29 protein-coding genes are annotated in these 26,136 nt (G+C 66.2%); 21 read left to right on the top strand and 8 right to left on the bottom strand.

Going from position 1 to position 26,136, the window contains the following annotated elements; all coding sequences use genetic code 11:
* Positions 1-7: 7 nt before the first annotated feature.
* Together FDZ84_RS12940 and FDZ84_RS12945 are read left to right on the top strand one after the other, a co-directional pair.
* Positions 8-856 carry a helix-turn-helix transcriptional regulator gene (locus tag FDZ84_RS12940; protein ID WP_168586098.1) on the top strand — a complete coding sequence of 283 codons (849 nt, stop codon included), beginning with the start codon at positions 8-10 and terminating at the stop codon, positions 854-856.
* Positions 857-861: 5 nt separating this feature from the next.
* On the top strand, positions 862-1,047 hold the full coding sequence (locus FDZ84_RS12945) for a DUF397 domain-containing protein (protein WP_371812853.1): 186 nt from the start codon (positions 862-864) through the stop codon (positions 1,045-1,047).
* A gap of 435 nt (positions 1,048-1,482) precedes the next feature.
* On the opposite strand, the gene FDZ84_RS12950 is transcribed toward FDZ84_RS12945, so the two are convergent.
* Positions 1,483-1,761 (bottom strand): hypothetical protein, encoded by a 279-nt coding sequence (locus tag FDZ84_RS12950; RefSeq protein WP_168586100.1) that lies wholly within the window; start codon positions 1,759-1,761, stop codon positions 1,483-1,485.
* A 1,818-nt stretch (positions 1,762-3,579) separates the two neighbouring features.
* Between FDZ84_RS12950 and ltrA the strand changes: the two genes are divergently transcribed.
* The 6 genes from ltrA to FDZ84_RS12970 all read left to right on the top strand — a co-directional run bounded on the left by ltrA (position 3,580) and on the right by FDZ84_RS12970 (position 8,306).
* On the top strand, positions 3,580-4,995 hold the full coding sequence (gene ltrA, locus FDZ84_RS12955; protein WP_256413683.1) for a group II intron reverse transcriptase/maturase: 1,416 nt from the start codon (positions 3,580-3,582) through the stop codon (positions 4,993-4,995).
* Positions 4,992-5,303 carry a hypothetical protein gene (locus tag FDZ84_RS37755; RefSeq protein ID WP_210435539.1) on the top strand — a complete coding sequence of 104 codons (312 nt, stop codon included), beginning with the start codon at positions 4,992-4,994 and terminating at the stop codon, positions 5,301-5,303. Before ltrA ends, FDZ84_RS37755 begins: the two co-directional genes overlap by 4 nt.
* Positions 5,304-5,466: 163 nt before the next feature.
* On the top strand, positions 5,467-5,805 hold the full coding sequence (locus FDZ84_RS37760) for a hypothetical protein (RefSeq protein ID WP_210435442.1): 339 nt from the start codon (positions 5,467-5,469) through the stop codon (positions 5,803-5,805).
* A gap of 26 nt (positions 5,806-5,831) precedes the next feature.
* The gene (locus tag FDZ84_RS12960) at positions 5,832-6,773 is read left to right on the top strand and encodes a reverse transcriptase domain-containing protein (RefSeq protein ID WP_246868978.1); all 942 of its coding nucleotides are present in this window, start codon (positions 5,832-5,834) and stop codon (positions 6,771-6,773) included.
* Between the two features lie 351 nt (positions 6,774-7,124).
* Positions 7,125-7,739, top strand: a complete 615-nt coding sequence (locus tag FDZ84_RS12965) for a transposase (RefSeq protein ID WP_246868979.1) — start codon at positions 7,125-7,127, stop codon at positions 7,737-7,739.
* Between the two features lie 405 nt (positions 7,740-8,144).
* The gene (locus FDZ84_RS12970; RefSeq protein WP_168586101.1) at positions 8,145-8,306 is read left to right on the top strand and encodes a hypothetical protein; all 162 of its coding nucleotides are present in this window, start codon (positions 8,145-8,147) and stop codon (positions 8,304-8,306) included.
* A gap of 184 nt (positions 8,307-8,490) precedes the next feature.
* Here FDZ84_RS12970 and FDZ84_RS12975 read toward each other — a convergent pair whose 3' ends face one another.
* Positions 8,491-8,715, bottom strand: coding sequence for a hypothetical protein (locus tag FDZ84_RS12975; RefSeq protein WP_168586102.1), 225 nt, complete (start codon positions 8,713-8,715; stop codon positions 8,491-8,493).
* Between the two features lie 439 nt (positions 8,716-9,154).
* On the opposite strand from FDZ84_RS12975, the gene FDZ84_RS40640 reads away from it, so the two are divergent.
* The 4 genes from FDZ84_RS40640 to FDZ84_RS12990 all read left to right on the top strand — a co-directional run bounded on the left by FDZ84_RS40640 (position 9,155) and on the right by FDZ84_RS12990 (position 12,287).
* On the top strand, positions 9,155-9,520 hold the full coding sequence (locus tag FDZ84_RS40640) for a transposase (protein ID WP_371812854.1): 366 nt from the start codon (positions 9,155-9,157) through the stop codon (positions 9,518-9,520).
* Between the two features lie 36 nt (positions 9,521-9,556).
* Positions 9,557-10,153 (top strand): IS30 family transposase, encoded by a 597-nt coding sequence (locus FDZ84_RS40645; protein WP_371812891.1) that lies wholly within the window; start codon positions 9,557-9,559, stop codon positions 10,151-10,153.
* 1,064 nt (positions 10,154-11,217) lie between these two features.
* Positions 11,218-11,871, top strand: coding sequence for a YeeE/YedE family protein (locus FDZ84_RS12985; protein ID WP_168586103.1), 654 nt, complete (start codon positions 11,218-11,220; stop codon positions 11,869-11,871).
* Complete coding sequence (locus tag FDZ84_RS12990; RefSeq protein WP_168586104.1) at positions 11,871-12,287, top strand: YeeE/YedE thiosulfate transporter family protein; 417 nt, start codon at positions 11,871-11,873, stop codon at positions 12,285-12,287. The genes FDZ84_RS12985 and FDZ84_RS12990 overlap by 1 nt, the downstream gene beginning before the upstream one ends.
* A gap of 113 nt (positions 12,288-12,400) precedes the next feature.
* Here FDZ84_RS12990 and FDZ84_RS12995 read toward each other — a convergent pair whose 3' ends face one another.
* Positions 12,401-12,727: a DUF1707 domain-containing protein gene (locus tag FDZ84_RS12995; RefSeq protein WP_168590024.1), complete on the bottom strand. Its 327-nt coding sequence runs from the start codon at positions 12,725-12,727 to the stop codon at positions 12,401-12,403.
* A gap of 117 nt (positions 12,728-12,844) precedes the next feature.
* On the opposite strand from FDZ84_RS12995, the gene FDZ84_RS13000 reads away from it, so the two are divergent.
* Positions 12,845-13,474, top strand: coding sequence for an SRPBCC domain-containing protein (locus tag FDZ84_RS13000; protein WP_168586105.1), 630 nt, complete (start codon positions 12,845-12,847; stop codon positions 13,472-13,474).
* A 43-nt stretch (positions 13,475-13,517) separates the two neighbouring features.
* Here the strand turns inward: FDZ84_RS13000 and FDZ84_RS13005 are convergent, their stop codons facing one another.
* The gene (locus tag FDZ84_RS13005; RefSeq protein WP_168586106.1) at positions 13,518-14,783 is read right to left on the bottom strand and encodes an MFS transporter; all 1,266 of its coding nucleotides are present in this window, start codon (positions 14,781-14,783) and stop codon (positions 13,518-13,520) included.
* Positions 14,784-14,853: 70 nt separating this feature from the next.
* Here FDZ84_RS13005 and FDZ84_RS13010 point away from each other — a divergent pair, with 70 nt between their 5' ends.
* From FDZ84_RS13010 to FDZ84_RS13020, 3 genes are all read left to right on the top strand, one after another.
* A complete protein-coding gene (locus FDZ84_RS13010) occupies positions 14,854-15,834 on the top strand; it encodes a GlxA family transcriptional regulator (protein ID WP_246868981.1) in 981 nt (326 codons plus the stop codon).
* A 508-nt stretch (positions 15,835-16,342) separates the two neighbouring features.
* Entirely contained in the window at positions 16,343-17,014 is a 672-nt protein-coding gene (locus tag FDZ84_RS13015; RefSeq protein WP_168586108.1) for an O-methyltransferase, read from the top strand.
* Positions 17,015-17,076: 62 nt separating this feature from the next.
* Positions 17,077-17,862: an SDR family NAD(P)-dependent oxidoreductase gene (locus tag FDZ84_RS13020; protein ID WP_168586109.1), complete on the top strand. Its 786-nt coding sequence runs from the start codon at positions 17,077-17,079 to the stop codon at positions 17,860-17,862.
* Positions 17,863-17,963: 101 nt separating this feature from the next.
* Here FDZ84_RS13020 and FDZ84_RS13025 read toward each other — a convergent pair whose 3' ends face one another.
* On the bottom strand, positions 17,964-18,461 hold the full coding sequence (locus FDZ84_RS13025) for a YbaK/EbsC family protein (RefSeq protein WP_168586110.1): 498 nt from the start codon (positions 18,459-18,461) through the stop codon (positions 17,964-17,966).
* Between the two features lie 400 nt (positions 18,462-18,861).
* On the opposite strand from FDZ84_RS13025, the gene FDZ84_RS13030 reads away from it, so the two are divergent.
* Together FDZ84_RS13030 and FDZ84_RS13035 are read left to right on the top strand one after the other, a co-directional pair.
* The gene (locus FDZ84_RS13030) at positions 18,862-19,050 is read left to right on the top strand and encodes a hypothetical protein (RefSeq protein ID WP_168586111.1); all 189 of its coding nucleotides are present in this window, start codon (positions 18,862-18,864) and stop codon (positions 19,048-19,050) included.
* Positions 19,051-19,095: 45 nt separating this feature from the next.
* Positions 19,096-20,364, top strand: coding sequence for an IS4 family transposase (locus FDZ84_RS13035; protein ID WP_168585803.1), 1,269 nt, complete (start codon positions 19,096-19,098; stop codon positions 20,362-20,364).
* 397 nt (positions 20,365-20,761) lie between these two features.
* Here FDZ84_RS13035 and FDZ84_RS13040 read toward each other — a convergent pair whose 3' ends face one another.
* Together FDZ84_RS13040 and FDZ84_RS13045 are read right to left on the bottom strand one after the other, a co-directional pair.
* A complete protein-coding gene (locus FDZ84_RS13040) occupies positions 20,762-21,949 on the bottom strand; it encodes a cytochrome P450 (RefSeq protein ID WP_168586112.1) in 1,188 nt (395 codons plus the stop codon).
* A 33-nt stretch (positions 21,950-21,982) separates the two neighbouring features.
* Positions 21,983-22,675 (bottom strand): TetR/AcrR family transcriptional regulator, encoded by a 693-nt coding sequence (locus tag FDZ84_RS13045; protein ID WP_168586113.1) that lies wholly within the window; start codon positions 22,673-22,675, stop codon positions 21,983-21,985.
* A gap of 252 nt (positions 22,676-22,927) precedes the next feature.
* Between FDZ84_RS13045 and FDZ84_RS13050 the strand changes: the two genes are divergently transcribed.
* The gene (locus tag FDZ84_RS13050) at positions 22,928-23,050 is read left to right on the top strand and encodes an antitoxin (RefSeq protein ID WP_168586114.1); all 123 of its coding nucleotides are present in this window, start codon (positions 22,928-22,930) and stop codon (positions 23,048-23,050) included.
* A 508-nt stretch (positions 23,051-23,558) separates the two neighbouring features.
* Here the strand turns inward: FDZ84_RS13050 and FDZ84_RS13055 are convergent.
* Complete coding sequence (locus FDZ84_RS13055; protein WP_168586115.1) at positions 23,559-24,527, bottom strand: prephenate dehydrogenase; 969 nt, start codon at positions 24,525-24,527, stop codon at positions 23,559-23,561.
* Between the two features lie 122 nt (positions 24,528-24,649).
* Here FDZ84_RS13055 and FDZ84_RS13060 point away from each other — a divergent pair, with 122 nt between their 5' ends.
* Positions 24,650-25,138, top strand: coding sequence for a tRNA adenosine deaminase-associated protein (locus FDZ84_RS13060; RefSeq protein ID WP_010307658.1), 489 nt, complete (start codon positions 24,650-24,652; stop codon positions 25,136-25,138).
* A complete protein-coding gene (locus FDZ84_RS13065) occupies positions 25,135-25,611 on the top strand; it encodes a nucleoside deaminase (RefSeq protein ID WP_168586116.1) in 477 nt (158 codons plus the stop codon). The genes FDZ84_RS13060 and FDZ84_RS13065 overlap by 4 nt, the downstream gene beginning before the upstream one ends.
* Positions 25,612-26,136: the final 525 nt, after the last annotated feature.

The following is a 26,136-nucleotide window of genomic DNA, read 5'->3' on the forward strand; positions in this document are numbered from 1 at the left end:
AGGAGACGTGACCAGCTTCGAGCAGCGACGACAGGAATTCGGCGAGCGCTTGCGCCGCTTCCGAGACGAAGCGGGCATGACCGGCCGCGAGCTGGCGTCGGCGCTGGGCTGGCCACACTCGAAGATCTCCAAGCTGGAGAACGGCAAGCAGACGGCCGAGGACTCAGACGTTAGACAGTGGCTCGATGCCATCGGCGCGTCTGAGTCCCTGGTTGAGCAGATGCTCGAAGAACTCTCCGAGCTGCGGATCAGCAAGGCGGCGTGGCGGGCACAGCTGCGCGCCGGCCATCGCGCACGGCAGCAGCAGAGCTTCGACAGCGAACACGCCGCGACCCGCATTCGCAACGTCGAGTTCGGCGTCGTGCCCGGACTGCTCCAGACCGCCGACTACGCACGCGCGGTGTTCCGCTCCCAAGCCGAGCTCCTACAGGTGCCGGATTCGGACATCGAGGCGTCGGTGCGCGTCCGCATGCAGCGGCAACAAGTCCTATACCAGGGCAAAGACATCGAGATCATCGTGTCGCAGCACGCGTTGCGGCATCCTGTTGCACCGCCTGGCGCCATGTTGGGACAACTCGACCGGCTCGTGTCCGCCGTCGACATCCCCGGATTGCGGTTCGGTGTGCTGCCCGAGTTCCGGCGACTGCCCAACATCACGATGAACGGCTTCATCATGCTCGACGACGTGGTGCAGGTCGAGCACGTCTCGGCCGAGCTCACCATCGACGACCCCGAGCAGGTCGCCATCTACCGTCGACTCATGGACCGGCTATGGCAGGTGGCGTGCGAGGGAGACGAGGCCCGCTCCATCCTGCAACAGCTGGCCGCCGAGTACCGGCACCAGACCGAAGGATGACCGCCGTGACCATCGACGGGTGGCGCAAGTCCAGCCACAGCGGAACCCACAACTGCATCGAGGTCGGTCGCCTTGGTCGCAACGCCGCGGTGCGCGACACCAAGGACCGCGCCGCCGGATACTTCACCACGACCGCCGGCCAGTGGGCGGCGTTCATCGCTGCGGTGAAGGCGGACAAGTTCGGCGCCTGATCAACAACGAGGCGACCCCGGCAGGGAATGCCGGGGTCGCCTCGTTGTCTCGGTCTACTTTCGGTGGAGATCAGCCGTCGGCCGTGGCGCCCATGGCTCACGGCGGCTGGTTCCCAAGTCGTGATCCGCGGGCGTTTCCAACACGGGCGATCCGGCGGCCGGCATCGGTGCGTGCGAGGTGGCTCGCCGCAGCCTGCCATGTTTCGTACGCCCGGCGGCTCGTGCGCTCAATACCGAACTGCGGCGGCTTGCTCGCCGTGCCAGGTGACCAGGTGAGCAGCCAACGCCAGCCGTCCGACTGCCGTATCAGCCACCCGACGTACTGACCGCGGTACATCAGCAGGTAACCGTGCTGAGTGTCACGGCCACGGACGCGGGCGACCGCCCAACCATTGCCAGTCACGTACTGCCACTCTGGTTCGCGCCGCCACCGGTTCATCGGACACCCCCGAACCGCCGCAGCAACAGCAGCTCCCTGCTGCCCATCCCCACCGCGAGACTCCACTCGGCCACAGCCGAGATCACGCGCGCTTGGTCTGCGGCAACGATGGTCAGCAGCGCGCACGCCAGCTGTGGGCCGAAGTTCAGCGGGAGGGCAGCCACCATCGCGGCGACGACAAGGGCGTATGCAGTAGCGAGAATCCGGATGCGGGTGTGGTCGTGCCAACGGCCAGATGCCGGCCTATCCGGCCGGGAGGTCGTGTTGCTCGGCATAGCTTTCTCCTGCTCTGGCAATCAGTCCCGGCCCGCAGATCAATGGGTGCCCGATGGGTGCCCGGACGTTCAGAAATCGGTTGGGACAGGCCGGTACGTGGTGGGATGCGAAACGCTGGTGAGCTGCACTGGAAGCCACCAGCCAGAGCTGAAGGGGACTAGACGAGTAAGTCCAAATTCCTGCGGGCATGAGGCGACGGCGTCCATGATCCGTTGTCCCTGCGGTGCCTGGGTGCTCCAGAAAACCAGTCTCACCAGGGCAATCCGCGCTATCGAACAACGCCTGGCCGCGCCATGGCGGGAAGCAGTGGGGGCGTGTTCGCGGCTATGCGGTTCGCGATGAGCGTTTCGGTAAGCAGAGAACACCTGTGAGTGTTTTTGGGTGCTATGGCACCCAAAAACGCTCACGGGTGTTCTTCCGCCAGCTCACCCTAGGCTAGACGAGTAAGTCCGAATTCCTGCGGGCATGAGGCGAGGGTGTCCATGATCCGTTTGTGACTACAGACCTAGACACCCTCGTGATCGCACTCTACGTGAAAATAGAGCGCGCCACGAGGCTCTGCTGCCTCCGGACGGAGGTGAAAGACCGTTCGTTGCCTCGGCGTCGTAGCGGTGGGGTGAAGCTGGAGGAAGTCCAATCCGGGGATCGCCGGGGAGGATGGGAGCATCCTCGACAAAGTCGCGTCGGCTCAGGACTGCCGGATGGGCCGGGCGTGGTGAGCAAGACGGGAAGGTATACGAGAGGAACCGGCTTCGTTACGCCTCTTAATCACGTGCCAGCTCTAACCCGGTGGATTCGGGCTGGATTGTGGTGCGAACTTGCCTCTCATTGCGGGCGAGGAACTTCCGGAAGGGTCTTCGATGCCTGGTCTGGAAGGCTGCGGCGAATTGTCTACGGCGTAACCGCAGCGATGCCACAGGGGCAAAGCCGGGTGCCTAACCCGTCGACCGGACAGCAGGGAACGTGGGAACCATCCGTGTGCGCTCCTTTTCGTCAGCCCTTTCCAGGGGCTGGTGTCGGGATAGGCGCGATGCCCGCCGAAGGCGCGGATGGGGCGGAGCCGCCGTAGTACTCCGAGCCGGGGAAAGCCCGCGCACATGGGGAAGGGCGGCAGCGTGTCATCCAAGGAAGGAAAGTAATGTCCGAAGACGCACTGGTGAATACCGGTGCCGCCACCTGGCCGGATCCGTATTCGGCCGAGTTGACGGTACGGAGAATGCAGACCAAATTGCACCGCTGGCTGTGATCCGTTCTTCCGAAACCGCCGATGGCGGGGGATGGAAGGGGCCGGGGCAGATTGTCCTGGTTACAACTGAATTGTCCGATGGCCGGTGCGATCCCGGTCCCTCATGGTGCATGGAGGAAAAGCGAAATCCTCATGGCTGCGACTGGTTATCAAGGCTGTGGAAGCAGGGATGTGACGGGGATAACCGGCGACCTCGACGTCCGGGACGCCTCTAGCAGGCTGCCTATGGTCAGGAGACGAACGCACGCCCGAACTGTCGTTAGCAGCATCAGACCCACGCGAGGTAGCGGGTCTGGCCCGCAAGGGCATGGTCCATCGGGGCGGATAGGTTCATCGGTGTCCGCCCGTGCATCCGCCATGGTGGCCCGGCAGACAGTGCGGACCTACGGGCAGCGTCAAACGGACGATTCGGAACGGAGTAACCCCGTGCAGGCTCTCATCGGGTTTGGTGAGTAGGCGACCAGGCCGCATGCCGGTATGGGGAGGGATTGCCCGAGAAGCGAACGCGTGGGGTAACGCCCACGATAGGCCGACGCGGGCACGGTCATGTGGAAGGAAAGGGGTGTGAGTAGTGGGGAGAAACGGAAACGACGGTCTGCCCGGTGACGGGCGATCGATCGGAGACTGGGCATCGGTTCCCTGGCGGAAGCTGGAGACCACGGTGTACCGCCCGCAAAAGCGCATCTTCCGAGCCTCGTGTCGTGGCGATGTGGCGGCAGTTCGTAGTTTGCAACGCTTGTTGATGAAATCGGAAGCCGCTCGCTGTCTGGCGGTGCGCCGGGTGACGCAGGACAACCAGGGCAAGCACACGGCCGGGATCGACGGAGTGGCTTCCGTCCCGGCCGACCAGCGCTGGTTGCTGGTGCAACGCCTGCGGCACCCGGAGACGATCAAACCGAGACCCGTGCGTCGGGTCTGGATTCCCAAGCCCGGCAAGGCGGAGAAGCGCCCGCTGGGTATTCCCGTCATGCTGGATCGGGCACTTCAAGCACTGGCGAAGCTGGCGCTGGACCCCGAGTGGGAAGCCAGGTTTGAGCCGAACAGCTATGGTTTCCGCCCGGCCCGTTCGGCGCATGATGCGATTGCGGCGATCTTCGATGCGACCTGTAAGAAGGACAAGTCCGTCCTGGATGCAGACATCGCCGGATGCTTCGACAACATCGCGCATGAACCACTCCTGGCCAAATTCGCCACGTTCCCCCAGTTGCGTCGTCTGATCAAGGGATGGCTCACCGCTGGGGTCATGGAGGGCAAGGCTCTGGAGGCTACCTGGCGGGGCAGCCCGCAAGGTGGGGTCATTTCACCGTTGCTGGCGTTGATCGCCCTGCACGGTCTGGAAACAGTGATCACCTCAGCGTTCGGCAGCCGAGACCGACCTCAGGTCGTGGTCTATGCCGACGACTTCGTGGTCCTGCATCCAACCCGTGCGGGGATCGAGAAGGCCCAGCACATCGCGGAGGAATGGTTGAGCGGGATCGGGTTGCGGCTGAAAGCGGCCAAGACCCGGATCACTCACACCCGGCTCGCTCTCGATGGGCCAGCCGGTTTCGAGTTTCTGGGTTTCCACATCCGTCGCTACGTGACCAAGGAACATCGGCCAGGTAGTGACGGGCGGAAACAGCCCGTGATCAAAACGCTCATCAAACCCAGCAAGGACTCCGTCAAGCGGCATCATCGAGCCATGCGGGACATCGTCCGAGCGCGGAAGACAGCGCCGCACGAGGCGCTGATCAGCGCGCTCAACCCGGTGATCCGGGGTTGGTCGATGTATTACCGCACGGTGGTCGCCAAGAAGGTCTTCGCCTCCTGTGACTACCGGTTGTCTCGACGTTGCTGCACTGGGCCGGCCGCCGTCACCCGAAGAAGAGCGCGGGCTGGGTATTCGCGAAGTATTGGCGACGACGCGATCAAGGCCGTCTGGAATTCGCCACTCCGGACGGTCCGCGGCTCGCTGTCCATGCGGACATTCCCATCAAGCGCCATGTGAAGGTGCGCGGCCACGCCAGCCCTTATGACGGGAACCTGGTCTACTGGGCCAACAGGCTGCGTGACCACCCGCTGACGACGAGCAGGACGGCGATCCTGCTTCGCCGCCAGCGAGGGAAGTGCGCACACTGCCGACTGCTGTTCACCGATGCGGACACCATCACCATAAAACAGTTCGCCCCTCCCCAATGGAACGGGCTGACTGACCTCACGAGGATGCGTGCCCTGCATCAGCACTGCCGCGACAACACCAGCGACCAGACCAAACGAGTCGACATCGCCGAGGTATTCACGTCAAGAACCACATGATCGAGGAGCCGGATGAAGCGAAAGTTTCACGTCCGGTTCTGTAGGCGAGCCGCCTCCGCGAGGGGGCGGCTTAGCCAGCGCGGGAGATGACCCCTCCCGCCGGTTCGGTGACCTGTTCAACCTTGTCCACGACCGGGCGTTCCTGATGGATGCGTGGGAACGTGTGTCCGCCAACAAGGGCGGCAAGACCGCGGGGATCGACAAGATCACTGCGGCCACGGTCGAGGCGTGGATCGGGGTCGAGGCTTTCCTGGACCGGCTCCGGGATTCACTGAAATCGGGTGAATACCGGCCGGTCGAGGTCCGAAAGGTGATGATCCCCAAAGGGGTAGGCACGGGAAAGTATCGGAAACTCGGTATTCCCACCATCGCTGACCGGGTGGTCCAGGCAAGTCTGAAATCGGTGCTCGAACCCATCTTTGAGGCAGGCTTCAAACCGTGCTCATATGGGTTCCGCCCGAAACGACGTGCACACGACGAATCGCCGAGATTCACTATCTGAATTCTGGTTCCCGAGCATATCGATGGGTGCTGGAGTGCGACATCAAAGCCTGCTTCGATGAAATCGATCACGCGGCATTGATGGATCGCCTTCGGGTGAGGATCAAGGATAAGCGTATCTGTATGCTGGTGAAGGCGTTCCTGAAATCCGGGATCCTTAACGAACTCGGAGATCGGGAAGAGACAATGACCGGAACCCCACAAGGCGGTATCCTTTCCCCGTTGCTCGCCAATATCGCCTTATCCGCACTGGACGACCACTTCGACCAGGAATGGCGGGAAAAGATGGGAACACCCTATCAACGGTCCAAACGCAGAAAGAACGGCCACGGCAACTGGAAGATCATCCGGTACTCGGATGATTTCGTCTTGATGGTGTCGGGCGACCGCCACCATGCCGAGGCCCTGCGGGAGGAGGTGTCGGCCGTGCTCGCTCCACTGGGGTTACGACTGGCACCGGAGAAGACTCGCGTGGTCCACATCGACGAGGGCTTCGACTTCCTCGGTCATCACATCCGCCGTCAGCGGAAACGGGGAACATCGAAGCACTACGTCTACACGATGCCGTCCAAGAAGGCCATCAAGTCTATCAAGGGCAAGATATCGGAGCAGACGTACAGGTCAACTCGCCACATAGAGCTGGACGAGCTGCTGCGCAGTCTCAACCAGACCCTACGAGGCTGGGCGACCTTCTTCCGATACGGGGTGTCCAAGGCGGTGTTCAGCGCGGTCGACTACCACGCATGGGGTCGGCTGATGCGCTGGATACGCGCCAAGTACGCGGGCAAACACCGGCTTGGGATGAAGGAACTCCGCCGCCGCTTCTGCGATCAGGGATGGCGGTTCGCCTACAACGGGGTCGTGTTCACCGGCGCAGCCAGCGTCACCGTGGAACGCTACCGCTATCGCGGCGGCACTATCGCGACCCCATGGACCCCGAACCCGGCAACCGCCACCACAGGCAGTTGACCAGCGGAAAGACACGTGGAGCGCCCGGTGCATTGAGAGGTGCACGCCGGGTGCGGGAGGGGGCCTGCGGGAAATGACCGGTGGAGACACCGACACCACGCCCGTGGGCCTACCTCACCGATGACCTGGCCGACTTGGCACGCCTGCCCGGACGACCGCCCAAGCTCAGCCACTCCGAGTTACTGTGCCTCGCGGTGATGCAAGCGATGCTGGGCTTTCACTGCGAGGCCCGGTGGCTACGCTACGCCCGTAGGCACCTGCGGCACTTGTTTCCCTACTTGCCCGAACAGTCCGGCTACAACAAACGTCTGCGCGCCGCGTTACCGCAGATCAAGCGGGTCGTCCGGGTGCTTGCCCGCGACACCGATTTCTGGCACGACACCGTGTGGATCACCGACTCCACACCGGTGCCCTGCGCCATGTCCCCGCCCCACAGTCAAGCGTTCGGACCTGGCGGGCTTCGCCAACTACGGCTACTGCGCGTCACACTCGCGGTTCTTCTGGGGGCTGCGCCTGTACCTGGTATGCACCCCAGCCGGGATACCGATGCTGTGGGCGCTGGCCGATCCCAAGCTCGGCGAGCGCGAGGTGCTGGCCGCGATGCTGGAGGTCGACGCGGAAATGATCAAAGACCGGGTCGGGTTGCTGCTGATCAGTGACAAGGGTTTCGCCTCGAAGGCCTTCGAACGGTCACTGTCCGAACAGGGCATCACCTTGCTCCGACCGTCCCGTAAGAAGGAGGTCATGCAGGCGGGCGAGCCGATGCTCAAGAAGGTCCACCAGCTCATCGAGTCCGTCAACGACACCCTCAAAGGCCAGCTTGACCTGGAACAACACGGCGCACGCAGCGTCGAGGGCGTCGCCGTGCGCGTCGCCCAGCGCGTACTTGCACTGGCCGCCGCGATCTGGCACAACTTCCGCACCTGCCAGCCCGTTACCCGCTCACTCACCGCCTACGATCACTGATCGTATTCGGACTTATTCGTCTAGTCGAGACGCCCTATCTGGAACTACGGATCAGAAGGTTAGGGGTTCGAATCCCTTCGGGCGCACGTCTGGTCGAGACAGCAAGGAACCCCCTCACGCAGGGGGTTCCTTGCTGTCTCGGGGCATGAGCGGCAAGGTTGCTGCTTGCCGCTCATGCCCGGATTGCCAACAAATTGCCAACTTTCCTTGGCTACTCGCCGGGGTGCCTCGAAGTCCAGGAAGGCCATTCGACAGCATCTGGACGACCGTCGCCCGGGAAGTACGCCGATGACGGGCCCACGGCAGATCATCTGTGACATTGACGCCGTGCTGCTCGACTTCGACGGACCGAGGTCGCAACTTACGGCAACGGATCGAGCCATAACAGGCCAGGCGTGCGCGAGCATGGGCAGCGCGAAGCTTGATGAACCGGGTGAACCCCATCTCGCTCTGCGGACCGGGGCGCGTCAGCTTTCGCGGCATTTCGCGGTCAGTCTTCGCGAGATCGGCGACATCGTCAGGGCAGCACTCATGCTCACCCATTTCGAACACCGCCGACTCACGTGAAACCCGTTGAGATCGCTTTGCCGTTCACCGCAGCCAGTGTGCCGATCCACCTTCTGTCACAAGAAGGCGATCAGCCAAGATCTGCACCCATAATCAACGAGGGCAGGCTAACGCCACTCGAAGGTTAATGCTCAAGGTAACGGCCAAACTGTTAGAAAAACATACCGTGGATGTCACCCTCGCCTCAGCGGATGTAGACCCACAGCTCGACTCCGCCACGGTTGGCACGGATCTTGTAGCTGCAACCGTCCCAACGCCCTTGGGAAATACCGTCATTGCACGCCTTAACAGCCGCGCTGGTGCTGGGATAAACCCCAGCGTAGTACGAGGTGGCAGCTGACGCGAGCGGCGTGACAGCAGTCATGGAGGTAACAGCAAACGCGCCGAAGATTGCAAGCTTCTTGAGCATGCCCATCCCTTCCAAAACGGTATTCGCACTTTTCTGTCGATCTGGCAATGGCAGGCTACAAGCGCTTAGCGTGGTCAAGTCAACGCTGAGGTAAGGGAACTGCCCTTCCGTGCGCAATCTACTTCCCGATGACCGCAGCAACGTCGAGCGGCATAGCGGAATTCCGTTGTGTCTGGCCTGTCTTCGGTTGCAGGGGATGGCTTGGCGCGGTCTCGGTGGCGTGTGCGCCGCAGGATCCGACTTACAGCAGGTGCCGACCGTCGCTGGAGCCTGGCAGCAGTCTCCCCGGCGGCTGATCCGTCGTAGTTGTAACCAGCAACCCTGAACGGCGTTGTTCGGTCCAAGGCGGGCAGCGCCGTTTCGTGATCAGTTGGCGGGGTCAAACGGTCGTAGCGACGCTGGATAAAATCTTGGTAGCGTCGATCGATGGGAATGGTGGATGAGCCGGCACGAACCATTGCGGTTTGAGGAGCGAGAGATCATATCTCGGGAGTTATGCAGTGATCGTTCGGCTCGGTTCATCGCAAAAGTGCTGGGGCGGCATCATTCGACGATCGCTCGGGAAATCGACCGCAACGGTGGCGCGAAAGAATACCGCGCTGTGGACGCGCAACGTCGGGCCGAGGACAATTTGCGTCGCCCGAAGGAACGGAAGCTGGAGTCGTCCACACGGTTGCACGATGCCGTGAACGACGGCTTACAGGAAAAATGGTCGCCGAAGCAGATCAGCGAACGTCTACGCGAGGATCATCCCGACGATACGGAAATGCACGTGTCCCATGAAACGATTTACGAGTGCCTGTAACTCCAAGCCCGTGGCGAGCTGCGCACGCAGCTCAAGATAGCCCTGCGTCAGGGCCGGGCCCGCCGGGTCAACCGCTCCCGCGCAACCTCGACCAGGGGGAAGATCCTGGGCATGGTGAACATCAGCGAACGCCCGAAAGAGGCGGACGACCGCGCGGTGCCTGGATTCTGGGAGGGGGACCTCATTATCGGCAAAGGTAACCAGTCTCAGATCGCCACGCTCGTCGAGCGTACCACGAGGTTCGTGATGCTGGTGCGGATTCCCTACGACCGCAACGCGGAACGGGTCGCCTACCTGTTGGCCAAGAAAATGGAGACGCTGCCGGAATTTATGCGGAAGAGCGTGACCTGGGACCAAGGGAAAGAAATGGCTCGCCACGCGGAGTTCACAATCCGGACCGGGATACCGATCTATTTCTGTGACCCCCACTCGCCGTGGCAACGCGGCAGCAACGAGAACACGAACGGACTGCTCCGCCAGTACTTCCCGAAAGGCACGGACCTGTCCTTGCACGCCCAGGAGGAGCTTGATAAAGTAGCGGCACAGTTGAATGGCAGGCCGCGCAAGACGTTGAACTGGCGTAAGCTGATCGAAGTTTTCAACGATCTGGTGGCGAGCCATGTGTCGCGGTGATCACTTGATTTCGCCGTTGTGCTCAGTTCGCATCGATGATCAGTGGCTTGTCCAGGTCGGCCCGTAGCGCTTCGGCGAGCACGAAAAGTCTGTCGGCGAGGTTGCGCCGTTGATCGTTGGTGTACCTTCCGTCGCCCAGAGTAAAGAGGAGGTGCGCGTTCCGTGCGAGCTAGCGTGCGGTAATGACTTCGCCAGGTTTCGCCTCCCGGCGTGCTGGCGCGAGGTGATGACATGACCACGCGATGTGAAATAGGACCTATTTCACAGCATTTGGTAACGATATGAATACGCAACTTATCACGGTGTGGTAACTATATCCGGCGGAGTTTTGTTATTTAATCGTAAAACGGTCGGGAAAGCTGCTGGTCAGCGTGCTTTTCCGATTGAAATTCGCATTTTCCTGGAGGGAGGAGTAGGAGTAACGAGCTGGACGATCCGCAGGATTAACAATCGGAGAGGGGTTTGCGTCACGGTGTGTTGCGCGTCTGCGACGCTCTGCGATCGCCGGTCGGGTTCTGCAACTGTTAAAACGACAAGATCGCGCCATGCCGTCCACCCCGACTGGGCGGTATGCGCCGGTCAGATCGGAGTGATATGGGTTGCTCCCATGCCAAAGCCTGCCCCCTTTTCCCCCTGCTCAATGCAAGCTTACGAGGCTGGCGTGATTCCTACTGCGACAGCGAGCAACGTTGGCGGGAATGCGCCAGATACAGGTTGGCATCCAGGGGGCAGCTCGTGCCGATCTCACTGCTCCCGAACGGGGCTGACGTGGGGCACATTCGACGCGCTGCCGAGCGGTCCGCGGCGGCCGAACCAACGCCGCCCGCACCGCTCATTTCCGGGTCGCAGGGAACCGTGGCCTGGTTCGAGCCGGCCCCAGAACCGAAACCTGCGCGGCCTCGGGAACCGGCGCGGCCTCGGGAACCTGCGTGGCCTCGGGAGCTTTCGCGACCCCCGCACGCCCCGCAGCAGCCCCCGGCGAGCCCGCCAGAACGATCAACTGAACCCCGCGGCTCGAAACGCCGCTGGTGGACTCGGCTCGCCGAGTGGATGAGAGGTCCCGCATGAGCAACTACTGGCCCTGGTGGGCGGGCGCTATCGGGCTCGCCCTCGTCACCATCAACTACACCCTCATCACCGATCGGTCCTTCGGGGTGTCCTCGGCGTGGGATCGCGTCCTGCACTGGCGCGCCGAACGCCGGATCGAACGGCAGGAAGCCCAGTTCGCGGACGACGGAGCGCTCGCTGACGCGCTGGCCGCGGCGACCGCCGACGAGTTCGGGACCCGCGGTGGAGCACCGACGTTGCCGAACGCGGCGCGCGGCGCTGCGCAGCCTGAGCAGGTCTCCGAGGCGGCCGAGTCACGGAATTCCACGTTCACGACCCGCCGCCAGGTACCGCTGGTCACCCAGGCCGCGCTGCTGTTGTCGATCGTCGTCGGCGGATGGGTGGCGGCGGTCACCTCCGGTCGGTTCGAGCTCCGGTTCGACATGGGCAGTGCTTTCAGCCGACTCGTGACCGACAACCCGAACACCATGATCGGTGTGCTGTTCGTTGGGGGCGTGCTCGTCGGCTTCGGCACCCGCCTCGCCGGGGGCTGCAGCTCCGGTCACGGACTCAGCGGATGCGGACGGTTGCAGCCGGTCAGCATTGTCGCGACTGCCGTCTTCTTCGGCACCGCCGTCCTCGTGTCGTTCCTGCTGTGGAAGGTGATCTGATGCGTACCCGAGGCGCGGTTCTCGTCGCCAACATCATCACCGGGCTGGCCCTCGGTTTCATCGTCACCAACATCGGGTTCGGCGACTACGCCGAGCTGAACCGCATGTTCACCTTCCAAGACCTGCGGATGCTGTACGCCTTCGCCGGCGCGGTCGCGATCATCGTGGTGGCCTTCGCGCTGGTGGGCGTTCGCCGCAGGCCGGGGCGCATCCACGGCGGAGTGATCCCCGGCGCAGTCCTCTTCGGCACCGGCTGGGCGATCTCGGGTGGCTGCCCGGCGATCCCGCTCATCCAGGTCGCTAGCGGATACCTGCCCGCTCTGGTCACGATCGCGGGTGTCATGGTCGGCATCTGGCTCTGCCGCTGGGCCAACGCCCATTTCTTCCAGCTCGACCGCGGATCTTGCGGGCTGTAGCGGACATTCACGAGGCCGGGACCAGAAGGCCGGCCCGAATCCCTTCGGGCGTTCGTTTGGTCGAGCCAGCTGGAAACTCCCTCTCGCCGGGGGCCAGCCGTCTCCGTTCAGTGCTACCAGAGGCGCTTTTCGCGCTCGGGGTGGCGGATGTCGTTGCCGCCCATGAGCGCGAAGTACCCCGACTTCCGGGGCACTCGGCAGCGCCCCTGGTAGTCGGAACCGCCCATGATCGCCAGCTTCCACCGGCGTTTGGTCCCGTCGGTGGGCTCGACGGGGCGGTCGGCTGCCGTGGCCGGCAGGTCGGTCACCTGCGCGTCGAGTTTTCCGCGCGTGACGGACTGGTAGGCGGCGTCCACGCGTTCGGTGAACTCGGCCAAGGTCAGCCGTCCATCGCCCCCGTCGTCCCCGTGGCCGGACCAGGAGTGGCAGCTGACCCGGATCGGCTAGTTGGCCGCCCGCTGTGCGGTGGCGGTGCGGATCAGCTGGTCACAGCGGCGGCGAGCGCGCGGCGGGTCGAGGGCCGATGATGGCCCGTAGTCGGGACTGAGGGGAACCAGATGATCGACATCGCCAAGCAGGTAGCCGCCGTGCAGCGGGTGGTCAGCCAGCACTCGATCGACGGCGGTGGGCAGGTGAGCGTCCTGCTGCGCCGGAACTACGCTGCTCCGATCAAAGAGGTCTGGCGCGCGTTGACCGAACCGGACACGTTGCGACGTTGGCTCCTGCCGATCAGCGGCGAGCTGTCGGGACCCGGTCGGCACTGGTTCGGCGGCACCGCGGGCGGCCGGATCCTGCGCTGCACGGCGCCGCGCTTGCTGAAGACGAGGTTCGACGAGGACAACAGCGTTGTTGAGCTGCGGCTTTCTGAGGGTGACGGGTCTGGCGGCGGGACCGGGGTCGAGGTCATGCATTCGGTTCCGCTGGATCCGATCAGCAGCGGCGCGGGCGCTTTGTTCGTCGGGCCCGCCTGGGACGTCGGCCTGCTCGGGCTGGACGTGTACCTCCGGGGCGAGGACATCCCCGGACGGGAGAACTCGGCCGAGGTGCAGCGGTTCTCCCGGCAGGTCATCAGGGCGTGGGCCACCGCGACCGAGGACTCCGGCACCGCCGACGGCGACCAGATCGCCGACGGGGTGGCCGCGGCGACCGCCCGGCTCACGCCGGACCTCGACCAGACGAGCGCCTGATCGTCTGCGTCCCGCTGGGCTGCCATGCGGCAGGTCGGCGGATTCAGCTGGTAGCTGCTGGACGCGCGCGTCCGATCGTCATCGCCATCGCGGCGGCAGCCCCGCACAGCGCGGCGGCTCCGATCCAGACCGCGTCGTAGGAGCCCAGCAGGTCCCGCGTCACCGCGCCGAAGTAGGCGATCAGCCCGGCGCCCACCTGGTGCGCCGCGCTCACCCAGCCGAAGACGATCGCGCCGCCGGGGCCGAAGACCTCGCGGCACAGGGCGATCGTCGGCGGCACGGTGGCGACGTCGAGCAGGCCGAACAGTATCGTGAAGACGATCATTCCCATGTGCACCGTCGGCCCCATCAGTGCTGGCAGGGTGAGCAGCGAGGCGCCCCGCAGCCCGTAGTAGCCCGCCAGGAGCAGTTGCGGGCTGCAGCGGTCGGTGAGCCAGCCGGACCCGATCGTGCCGGCCACGTTCACCACCCCGATGACCGCGAGCAGCGAGGCCGCCACCGTGGTCGGCATGCCGTGATCGTGCGCGGCGGAAGCGAAGTGGGTCCACATGATCCCGTTGGTGGATGCCCCACAGATCGCGAAAGTGCCCGCCAGCAGCCAGAACGGGCCGGTCCGCGCCGCGTCGAACAGCAGCCGCACCGCGCGGCGGGCCGCGCCGGGCACGGGTTCCGGCTTGGTTTCGAAACCCGTTGCGCCGTAGGGGCGCAAGCCGAGATCGGCGGGGTGGTCGCGCAGTACCCACCACACCAGCGGCGCCGTGGCCAAAGCAATCAGCGCGAGGACGACGATCGCCGTGCGCCACGCGAAGTGTTCGACGACCCAGGACATCACCGGCAGCAACGCGAACTGCCCGAAGACGCTCGCCGCGGTCAGCGAACCGGTCACCAGGCCGCGTCGAGCCGCGAACCAGCGGTGCGTCACGGTCGCGGCGAACGCCATCGCCAACGCGCCGCAACCGATCCCGACGAGCACGCCCCAACCCGGGACCAGTTGCCAGGAATCGGAAACGATCGTGGTCAGCCCGGCGCCCGAGGCGATCAGCAGCAGCGCGCCCACCGCCACCCGCCGGATGCCGAAGCGGTCCATCAGCGCCGCGGAGAACGGCGAGGCCAGCCCGTACAGCGCCATGTTCACCGACACCGCGATCCCGATGGTGGCGCGCGACCAGCCGAACTCGTCGTGCAGCGGGGTGACCAGGAGGCCTGCCGTGGTGGCGCAGGCACCCGCGCTGATGACCGCCAGCGCGGTGACGGCGGCGACCCACCACGCGCGGTGGATGCGCGCCCGGGGAACTGTTTCGGTCGTCATGCCCAGACCCTGCGTCGCCGGGCGCGGCCGAACGAGTGGCCTGATAGCCAATATGTGCAAGAATCGGGCCATGTCCAGTCGAGTCGCGGTGCTGGTCCGCCACGGCGTGATGCCGATGGAACTGGGCCTGGTGCACCAGCTGTTCGGGAATGCCCGCTCACCTGCCGGAACGCCGCTGTACGACGTCGTGACGTGCACGCTCGTTCCCGGCTTGGTGCGCACCAACGCGGACTTCCCGATCAGCGTCGAGCGCGGTCCCGAAGCGTTAGGCGAGGCCGACACCGTGATCGTCCCGGCGTCGCACGAGCCCGACGAGACCGAGACCGAAGGCCTGCTCGGCCCGGACCTCGCCGAGGCGCTCGCGCGGATCCGGCCGGGCACCCGAATCGCCTCGATCTGCACCGGGGTCTACGTGCTGGCCGCGGCCGGGCTGCTCGACGGCCGCCGGGCGACGACGCACTGGAACTCCTGCGACCGGTTCCGGCGGCTCTACCCGGCGGTCCGGCTGGACCCCGACGTCCTCTACACCGACGACGGCGACGTGCTGACCTCGGCCGGGGAGGCGTCCGGCATCGACCTGTGCCTGCACATGATCCGGTGCGACCACGGCGCGGCGGTCGCCAACGAGGTGGCGCGGCTGACGGTGGTGCCGCCACACCGCGACGGCGGCCAGGCCCAGTACATCCGGTGCCCGATCCCCGAACCCCAGCTCTCGTCGACCGCGCAGGCCCGGGCATGGGCGCTGGAGCACCTGGACCGGCCGCTGGCGCTGCGCGAACTGGCGGCGCGGGAGTCGATGAGCGTCCGCACGTTCACCCGCAGATTCCGCGACGAGGTCGGCATCTCACCGCTGCAATGGCTGACCCAGCAGCGCATCGAGCGAGCCCGGCACCTGCTGGAGGAGACCGATCTGCCGGTCGACCGGATCGCGGCGGACGCGGGATTCGGCACTGCGGCTTCGCTGCGCCAGCACCTGCAGACGGCACTCGGCGTGTCCCCGAGTGCGTACCGCAGCACCTTCCGGGGAAGTGCAGCTTTAGGGAGCCCGTGAGCGCTTTTGGTTGCGGTAGGGGCTGCTTCGAGGCACGTTTTGCGTGGCGGTGCGGGTGGCGGTGCGGGTGGCGGTGCGGGTGGCGGTGCGGGTGGCGGTGCGGGTGGCGGTGCGGGTGGCGGTGCGGGCGGCGGTGCGGGCGGCGGAACCTCAGCTGCCGCCTGGACTCCGGGATCCCCGACTCATGAATGGCAATTCACCACGCCGGGGACTGTGCTCGCCAAGAACCCCGACGGGTGGGCACAGCCCGAGAACCCGCGGCGGTGCCGGCTGCGCGCGTGAGCTGAGTAGCTGGCGCCGCTTCAACTACAAAAGCCCGCCTTACCGCACCCTGGACGATCACGTCCCAAACAGCCTCGATAGCACCGAAAAACGCGCACGGCGGATGTGACTTGAGGTCCGAACACCTGGCGGGTTGGGCTGCGCAGGAGCAAGGTTCAGGTAAAACCCGGCGGACTGACCGCCGCAGGCTTGCCCAGGTGCGACGGGCGTCGACGAGGAGGCCGGCATGGCTGAACAGCAGCAGTGGGCTGCGGTGGACGACTACCTGGGCGCGCTGCTCACGCCGGAGGACCCGGTGCTGACCGCCGCCCTGCAGGCGAGCGACGAGGCCGGGCTGCCGCACATCAACGTGTCGGCCCTGCAGGGGAAGTTGCTGAACCTGCTCGCCCGGTCGGTGCAGGCGCGCAGGATCCTGGAGATCGGCACACTCGCCGGCTACAGCACGATCTGGCTCGGCCGGGCGCTGCCCTCGGACGGTCGGCTGGTCACCCTGGAGGCGGAGCCGAAGCACGCCGAGGTCGCGCGCGCCAACCTGGCCCGCGCAGGCCTGGACGGCATCACCGACGTGCGGGTCGGCCCTGCCCTGGACACGCTGCCGGAGCTGGTCGAGGAGTCGTTCGACCTGGTCTTCATCGACGCGGACAAGCCGAACATCCCGGAGTACTTCCGCTGGGCGCTGGTGCTCACCAGGCCGGGCGGGCTGGTGATCGTGGACAACGTGGTCCGCCAGGGTGCGGTGGTCGACGAGCACAGCAGCGATCCGGCCGTGCAGGGTGCGCGGCGGTTCCACGAGATGCTCGCCGCCGAGCCGCGGGCGTCGGCCACCACGATCCAGACGGTCGGCTCGAAGGGCCACGACGGCTTCACCCTTGCCGTCGTACTGCCGCCTGGTGAATGACCCGGTGGTCAGACCGGTAGCCGGGTCCGCAGTGGACTGATCGTCACCTGGGAGGACGGATCATGACGAATCGGCTCGCCAACCTGTTCCGGCTCGACGGGCGAAAGGCGGTCGTCGTCGGCGGGGGCAGCGGCCTTGGCCGGTCCAGCGCGGTGGGGCTGGCCGAATTCGGCGCGAAGGTGGTCGTCGCGGACGTCGACGTGGCCGGGGCCGAGGAGACCGCCAAAGCGATCGGGGAGTTCGGGCACGAGGCGAGCTGGCGTGAGCTGGACGTCCGGGAAGGCGAGCAGATCCAGCGGCTCGCGGAGGCCGAGGCGGACGCCGAGGTCCTGGTCGTCACGCCGGGCATCAACGTCCGCAAGCGGCTGGTCGACACCGTCGACGAGGAGTTCGACCGGGTCGTGGACGTCAACCTGAAGGGCACCTACCGGCTGGTGCGGGACTTCGGCGCCCGGATGGCCGAACGCGGCCGGGGCAGCATCGTCACCTTCGCCAGCTTCCGCGCCGTGCTCGTCGAACCGGGGCAGGGCATCTACGCCGCGACCAAGGCCGGCGTCGTGCAGCTCTCCCGCGCGCTCGCCGCGGAACTGGGTCCGAAGGGCGTGCGGGTCAACGCGATCGCGCCAGGACCGTTCGAGACCCCGCTGACCGAGCAGATCAAGTCCGATCAGGGCTGGTACGGCGCGTACGCGGACAAGACCGCGTTGAAGCGCTGGGCGAACGCCGACGAGATCGCCGGCGCCGTGGTGTACCTCGCCTCGGACGCCGCCTCGTACGTGACGGGCAGCCTCCAGCTGGTCGAGGGCGGCTGGACGGCGATCGACGGCCGCTTCGAACCGAGCGTCTGATCCGCTTGCGGGGCAAGCAAGAACGCGGCCCCGCCCGGCGGGGCCTCGTTGCGCGTCGTGGGGTCGTGAGTGAGTCTTCCGGTAAGAGCCGGAATCGTCACTCACGAGCTGGTGCGGTCGGGGTGCGGCTCAGGTTTCTCCACTTCGGCGGGCAAGCCGCCGGTGATCCGCACCAGCTCGCCGAACGTCGTCGGGAACATCGCGTGCTTGGAGCCCGCGCCCGCCCAGACCTCCGGGTGGTCGGCCAGCATCCGGTCCACCACGGTCCGGATCGGCCGCGGGTGCCCGACCGGACCGACACCACCCACCGGCTGCCCGGTCGCCTCCAGCACGAATTCCGGGGTGGCCCGCCGGATCTTGCGCACCCCGAGCAACTGCCCGACGTGCTTGGTGTCCACGCGGTGCGCGCCGCTGGCGACGATCAGCAGCGGCTCGTCGTCGGCGGTGAAGATCAGGCTGTTCGCGATCGCGCCGAGCTCGCAGCCGAGCCGTTCGGCTGCCGCCGCTGCGGTCGGCACGTCGGTGTCGAACTCGACGACTGACCCCGCGACGTCGAGGTCGCGCAGGCAGGCGGCGAAGGTATCGGTGGCATTGCTCATGCGGCGCAGAATCCCCCAAACCGCGCCGATGGAACAAGTTCTTTCACGGTCGTGTGGCTGCGTCGCCCTGCTCTTCGTTGTGATCCATGACACGTTCGATACCACGCGGTGGGGCGTTGTCGAAATCCCGGGCGCGGCCCGTTTGAGGCCGTTGTTCTAGCTGACACCGACAACGGGTTTGGCCTTCTTGGCCGTCCGCAGTTGCAGGGTTATCCGCCAACCGGACATCCGGCACCGCCGTCTTCCGGTGTCGGCCGCGCCATGCCCTGGTGCGGCCGCGGGAAGCGGTTCGTCGGGCGACTCCGGGTGCTCAACTCCGAATTTCCGCACGCGATCGACCCGCGGGCCCATCGCGCGGTTCGTGCTGCCCAGCCCACCCCATGACCCTGAAGAGAAGCCAATGTCCTTCCGGCTCCTGATGCTCGCCGCCGGGCTGGCGTTCCTGCCGGTCGCGGGCGGTTCCGCGCTTGCCACCGCCGTGGCGCTTGTCCTCTGGGGGCTCGGCGGCTGGGGGATCATGCCCGCAGTCCAGCACCGGCTGATCTCGCTGACCCCGAAGAACGCCCGTGAGTGTTTTTGGTTGCCATAGCACAATGCCGCTTAGCTTGAGTTGATCTTGTTGTTGGTGGCGGGGATGATCTCGGGTGTGGTGGATGATGGCGTGGTGGCTGGGGCCCGGTTGACGGATCTGGTTTCGCTGGGGGTGCTGGCCTCGTCGGTTCCTCGGGATGTGGTCGATGAAGTGATCGTCGCGGCGGGGCGGCAGGCCAAGCGCTCGGATGGGAAGCTTCCGCCGCACGTCATGGTGTATTTCGTGATGGCGATGGCGTTGTTCGCCACGGAGGATTATGAGGAAGTCGCGGCCCGGCTGACCGATACGCTGGCGGCGTGGGGCTGCTGGGATCAGCAGTGGAGTCTGCCTACTTCGGGTGGGATCACCCAGGCTCGTCAGCGGTTGGGGGCCGAGCCGCTTGCGGAGTTGTTCGCCCGGGTCGCGGTCCCGGTGGCCGGGGAGCTGACCCGGGGTGCGTTTCTCGGGCCGTGGCGGTTGATGGCCATCGACGGGTTCGAGTGGGATGCACCGGACACCAAGGCCAACGGCGCGGAGTTCGGATACGGCGGCTCGGGGGAGAGCCGGTCGGCGTTTCCGAAGGTCCGTGTGGTGTCGGTCAGCGAGTGCGGCTCGCATGCGATGGTGGACGCTGAAATCGGTGGGGTCACCGGCAAGGGCAGCGGGGAACAGACCCTGGCGAGACGGTTGTACCGGCGCCTGCAGCCTGGCTGGTTGCTGATCGCCGACCGCAACTTCTACACCTGGCAGGACTGGTGCACCGCGGCTGACACGGGTGCGGAGCTATTGTGGCGCGTCAAGTCCAACACGAGGCTGCCGGTGCTGGGATCGCTGTATGACGGCTCCTACCGCTCGGTGCTGATCGAGGCGAAAATCCGGGGCAGGGCACGGCAAGCGCTCATCGACGCCGCCGCCCGCGGCGAGGATCTCCCTCCTGATCAGGCCAGGATTGTGCGGGTCGTGGAATACACGGTGCCCGACCGCGACGGCAACGGCAAGGGCGAACTGATCCGGCTGATCACCACTATCACCGACCCCACCGCAGCGCCGGCGGCGGCGTTGGCCGAGAGCTACCACCACCGCTGGGAACACGAAACCGCCAACGGACAGATCAAAACCGTCCTGCGCGGACCGGGAAGAGTGCTGCGGTCGAAAAGCCCCGACATGGTCCGCCAGGAGCTCTACGGCTACCTGCTCACCCACTACGCGATCAGCGCGCTGATCTGCCGGGCGGCCACCGAAGCCGACATCGACCCCGACCGGGTCAAATTCACCCGCACCGTCCGCATCGTCCGCCGCCGGATCGCCGATCCGGCGGCTTTTTCCCCCTGAACACCAGAAACGATCTCTGGCCGCTATCACCTCCGACATCACCGCCGCCCGCAACCTCAATCCCCGCCGCCGCCACCGCAGCTACCCCCGCGTGATCAAACGCGGCCGCCACAACGCCTACCGAGTCAAAAAACCCACCGACACCGGAACCCGCCACGACAGCCCGCCCAGCATCCAACTCACCCACACAGCAGCATGATCAAAATAGGCTAAGCGGCATTGTGCCATAGCACCCAAAAACACTCACGGCGTCCTTCGCTCGGATGCCCGGGTGATCGCACCAGCCCACCGTGACGAACACCGGATGGTGAGATTCCTCAACTCGGAGTGGCTGAGCTTGGGTGGCCGACCTGGCAGCCGCTTGGACCCCTCGCCTCATGCCCGCAGGAATTTGGACTTACTCGGACTTGACCAGCAGGGGCAGCTTTCGGACTCCGGTCATGTGGGGGCTGGGGATGAACTCCGGGCCCTTCGCCGGGTCGGTCCGCAGGTTCGGGAACCGGTCCAGCAGGATGTTCAGCGCGACCCGCCCCTCCAGCCGGGCCAGCGGCGCGCCCAGGCAGAAGTGAATGCCCCGCCCGAACGCGATGTGCGGGTTCGGGTCCCGGCCGATGTCGAAGACGTCCGGGGCGGTGAACTGGCGGGGGTCCCGGTTGGCCGCCGCGACCCACAGCAGCAGCAGTTCATCGGCCGGGATCCGCTGCCCACCGAGCTTGACCTCCCGGTTGGTCACCCGGGAAACCGCGGCGAACGGGCTGAAGAAGCGCAGCGACTCCTCGATCGCCGAGGGCACCAGCGACCGGTCTGCCCGCACCTTCGCGAACTGCTCGGGGTGCGCGTCCAGGCACAGCACCGTGTTGCCCAGCAGCATGGTCGTGGTGATGTGCCCGGCGATCAGCAGCACCATGCCGAAGTTGACCACCTCGGCGTCTCTGAGCCGCGCGCCGTCCACTTCGGCCAGGACGAGCTTGCTCAGCAGGTCCTCGCGCGGCGCCCGCCGGCGTTCCGTGACGTGCTCGCCCAGGTACTTGGTCAGCTCCTGGACCTGGTCCAGGGCCTTCGCCATGTACTCCTCTTGCTCCTTCGAGCGGTCCTTGAGGGAGACCTGGTTGGAGGTCTCGAACATCGCGTCGACCCATTTCTTGAACAGGCCCCGGTCGCTGCTCGGCACGCCCAGCAGCTCCGCGATCACGATGACCGGTAGCGGGTAGGCCAGGTCGCGGACCAGTTCGGTCCGGTCGGACACGGCGTCGAGGAGTTCGTTGGTCAGCGCGGCAATCCGGGGTTCCAGGCCCGCGACGACCTTCGGGGTGAACGCGTGGCTCACCAGCTTGCGGAGCTTGTTGTGCTCCGGCGGGTCCAGCTGCACGATGTTGCCTTCCTGGAACCCGGACGCCTCCGGCACCAGCCGCTGGGTGGCCGAGGAGAAGGTCGCCGGGTCACTGAGGGCCTCCAGGACCTCGGGGTATCCGTAGACGTTCCAGATCCCGGCCGCCGAGTCGTTCGCCACCGGCTGATCCGGTCGCACCCCCCGCAACCAGAACTGCGATTCGTTTATCCCCCAGGTGTCGGCGAGGGTCGTCATGTGGTGCCCCTTCCTGTTGGCGAGCGCCGCCGGTCAGGTGCGCTCCATGTCCATCTCGGAGGTGTAGATCCACTTCCGGTAGTTCGCGTTGATCTCGTCGAACAGCGCGCTGATCTCGGCCGCCGCCGAGATCAGCGAGGCGCGGTCCGGTCCTTGCTCGGGTTCGAAGGCGCGGCGGACGGTCAGCGCCAGCGCGTCCGCCTTGGCGCGGTCGTCCGGGCCCGCCAGGTGCGGGTTGATGTTGTCCACCATGAAGAACCCGGTGACGGCGGCGCTCATCGAGAAGATCAGGTGCGGCACGTCGTCGCGGACGAGGTCGTACTTGGTGATCAGCTCGAAGTAGCGGGCGGTGAACTCCTGCCCGCGGATCTGAGCCGAGGCCTGCTTGAGGTTGCCGAGCAGTTCCGCGTCGCCGGTGACCAGCGCCCGCATCAGCGGCCTGCGCTGGGTGGCCAGGAACGAGTTCTGCATGAACCGGTGCGGCCGGACCTCGTCGGGGTCGCGGCGCACGGCGTCGACGAGCTCGGTGATCAGGTCCACCGATTCGCGCAGGAACAGCGATTCGAACAGCCGCTCCTTGGTGCGCCAGTGCAGGTAGACGGTGCCCTTGCCGACGCCGGCCTGCTTGGCGATGTCCTCGATAGTCACCTTCCGGTAGCCCAGCCGAATCATCAGCTCGCCGGCCGCGTCGAGGATGCGGTCGGCACGTTCGGTGGGCTGCGGCATGGTGCGTCTCCTTGGCCTGGGTAGGCGCTTGCGATGACCTGTTGACCAGATTTGAAATCTGGTCAACCAGTCATAAGTCACGATACCGCTAGCCGCAGCGGCGGGCAATGGACCTCGGGGCCGCCTTGACGCGGTCTTGACGCGTCACCCGGAAGCACCAACCGGGCGCGCGCTGCCGCCTGGGCGGGCTTAGCTTCTGCAGGCAGCCCCCCATACCGAAAGGGCTTTCCCCGCCGCCCGGAAGGGAGCACCATGGGATTCGGCGAGTTCAAGGACCGCCTGCAGAATCCCGGCGAGGAACACGGCGAGAAGATCGAGCAGGGCCTGGACAGGGCGGCCGATGTGGCCAAGGAGAAGTTCGGTCACGAGGAGTAGATCGACAAGGCCGTGGAGAAGGGCGACGAGTTCCTCGGGGATCCCGGACTGGGACCCGGCGAGCAGCGGTAGCCGACCGAACATCGCCGCCCGGCCCATGCTGACGAGCGGGACCAGGTGAGGGCCATCCTGCCCGGCAGTGGTCGGAGCGGATCATGGAGAGGCCGCCTCAACGCACAGGGCGGCCTCTCTTAATGCCCAGAATCCCTCGGTTTCGTCGAGCGACTTCCAGCCTCTTCTTGCATTGCGGCGCGGGTGGCGGAACCGGTGGGATCCCGGACTTGTGTATGACCAGCGGCGTCCGGGCTGTCCTCGTGAAAAGACCGCTGAGAACCCGCAGCGGTGCCAGTTGCGAGGGTGGGCCAAGGCGGCTACGCCGCTTGCGGCAGCCTGGTGGGACTTCCAGCGTCGCAGCCGCGGATCGGCGAGCACGAAAGAGGCTTCATTGAAGGCAGAGCTCTGATTTCAATGGAAATTGGAGCTCTGATTTCAATGGAAATTGCGGTGATCAGGCCACCGGGAGCTCCACGGCGGCGGCTTCCTCCGACAGCGCGACGACCCGTCCGCCGCGCTCGCCAAGCTCCCGCAGGCGCTCCAGCGCGGCGCCGTTGAGCTGCACGGTCGCGCTCGCGCGCGCCGTAGTCGCGAGTTCGTCGAGCGTCTGCCGCGCGTCGTGGCCCGCATCCACTGTGGACTTCAGGCCCCCGGTCGAGGCGAGCGACCCGCGGGCCGCGCCGAGCCGGCCGAGGGCGTCGTCCACGGCGTCGAGCAGCGCGATCCGGTTGCCTTCCGTCATGGCCCGCACCAGCTCCGGCGCGCTACCCGCGACCCGGGTGCCGTCGCGGAACGAGCCGGCGGCCAGCGAAAGCGCCAGCGGGCCGCCATCGGCCCCGACCGACGCGAGCACCGCGGCGAACACGTGCGGCAGGTGCGAGATGCGCGCGACCGCGAAGTCGTGCGAGGCGGCGGAGGTGGGCACCACCTGGGCACCGCAGTCCAGCGCGAGCTGGGCGGCCTCCCGCCACGATGCGAGCGTGGTGTCCTCCTCAACGGTCACCGCCCAGGCGGCCCCGGCGAACAGCTCGCCCGACCCGACCGACCAGCCAGAACCCGACACCCCGGCCATCGGGTGGCCCCCGGCGTACCGGGCGCCGGGCAGCAGGCTGCGGACCTCGGCGGCGACCGGGTCCTTGACGCTCACCACGTCGGTCAGCCAGGCCTCGGGGGCGTGCTCGGCGACCTTCCGCAGCACCTCGCGCACGGCGGTCAGCGGCGTCGCGACGACCACGAGCGCATCCTCCTCGGCGGCTCGGCGCAGGGCCGGGTCGATGTCGAGGACGTCGAAACCGTCGGCCCGCGCGGCGGCGGCGTCCGACTCCGACTTGGTGGTCCCCCAGGCGGGGCGTCCGGTGGCTTTGGCGGCTCGCAGCACCGAGCCACCGATGAGTCCCAGTCCGATCACGCACACGGCACGCATCGGTCCATCCTGCCCGACTTCCCGGCCGGCCACGCACCCGGTTGAGCGGCAAACAATGCCCGGAAGGTTACGAGCCCGCAATAGTGCTTTCGGGTGGCGTTCGTACGCTCTACGGTGTCCTCATGACGGTGCAGGAGCCGGTCGCTGGCTTCGCCGTCGCCGTGGTGCGGGAGGACGGGCGGTGGCGGTGTAGCACGATGGACAAATCGGTGCTGACCGGCCTGGACGCCTCGATCACGGCGTTGCGCGAGCTGCGTTCCACCGGCGCGGTGTTCGGTATGTGCAATGTGGACGACGAGTTCTTCGTGCTGATCAGACCGGTGCCCGGAGGGGTGGACCTGCTGCTGTCGGACGCCGCCGCGGCGCTGGACTACGACATCGCTGCGGACGTCCTCGATCTGCTGCGCATCGACCCGCCCGATGAGGACGACGAAGAGGTGTGGCCGGAAGGCAACCTGGCTATCCTGTCCGATCTCGGGCTGCCCGAGGGCGAGCTGCTGGTGATCATCGAAGAGGTCGACCTCTACCCGGACGAGCAGCTGGAGATGATCGCCCAGCGCTGCGGCTTCGGGGACAACTTCGCGAAAGTGCTGGAGAAGCTGGACCAGTGAGCACATCCGGTTCCCGCGCCGGGGACGCCGACCTGGTGCGGGCCGCGTTGCGAGTCGCCGCCGAAGCACCGTCCACTGGGGATGTTCCGATCGGCGCGGTCGTGGTCGATCAGGAGGGTCGGCTCCTAGCCAGCGCGCACAACCAGCGCGAGGAGCTGCAGGACCCCACGGCGCACGCGGAGATCCTCGCGTTGCGGGCCGCAGCCGCCGCGCACGGCGACGGTTGGCGGCTGGAGGGTTGCACGCTGGCGGTCACGGTGGAGCCTTGCACGATGTGTGCGGGGGCATTGGTGCTGGCCAGAGTGGCCAGGGTGGTGTTCGGGGTGTGGGAACCCCGCACTGGCGCGGTGGGCTCGCTGTGGGACGTGGTGCGGGATCGCCGCCTGAACCACCGGCCGGAGGTGGTCGGCGGCGTGCTGGCCGACGAGTGCGCGGCGGTGCTCGAGGACTTCTTCGCCGGCCACCGCGAGTAGGAACCCGCATCACCACGACCGACCCGCACCCGGGCGGCCCCGTTTCAGCATCTTCAAGCGAGGAATCGCGGAACACGACCGGCACTTTTTCAAACGATCTACGCGCGGCCCCGGCTTTGGCTTCCGCCGTGCTCGGCGATGTCTCCGGTTCCCGGGCCGCGACATGCACGCGCCCGCGGTCCTCCCAGACCACCAGCTCCCAGTTCGCTTACGCGATGGAGTGCATGCGGGTTGCCGCCGAAGCACCGCTGCTGCTCCAGACCCACTCGATGTTCGGCGAGTCGGACGGGCGGTATTCGATCTCGATCACCACAGCTCCCTTCTCGGTCGCCTCGCGCGCCAGATGCACGATAGGCAGTGCGGGAAAGCCGTAGTAAAAGGATGTTTGTGGGTTTATCCGCGGCCACGTCCTCGTCGACTGCGCCGCCCGGACCCAAGGTGGGCGGGAGAGTGGATCTGGGAGCTTCCACCGGTTCGGGCGGCCTGTCCGCACCGCGATCGGTGTCCCGGCCTGTGACGATGAGC

It is taken from the genome of Saccharopolyspora sp. ASAGF58, from assembly GCF_012277335.1.
Lineage (GTDB): Bacteria > Actinomycetota > Actinomycetes > Mycobacteriales > Pseudonocardiaceae > Saccharopolyspora > Saccharopolyspora hattusasensis.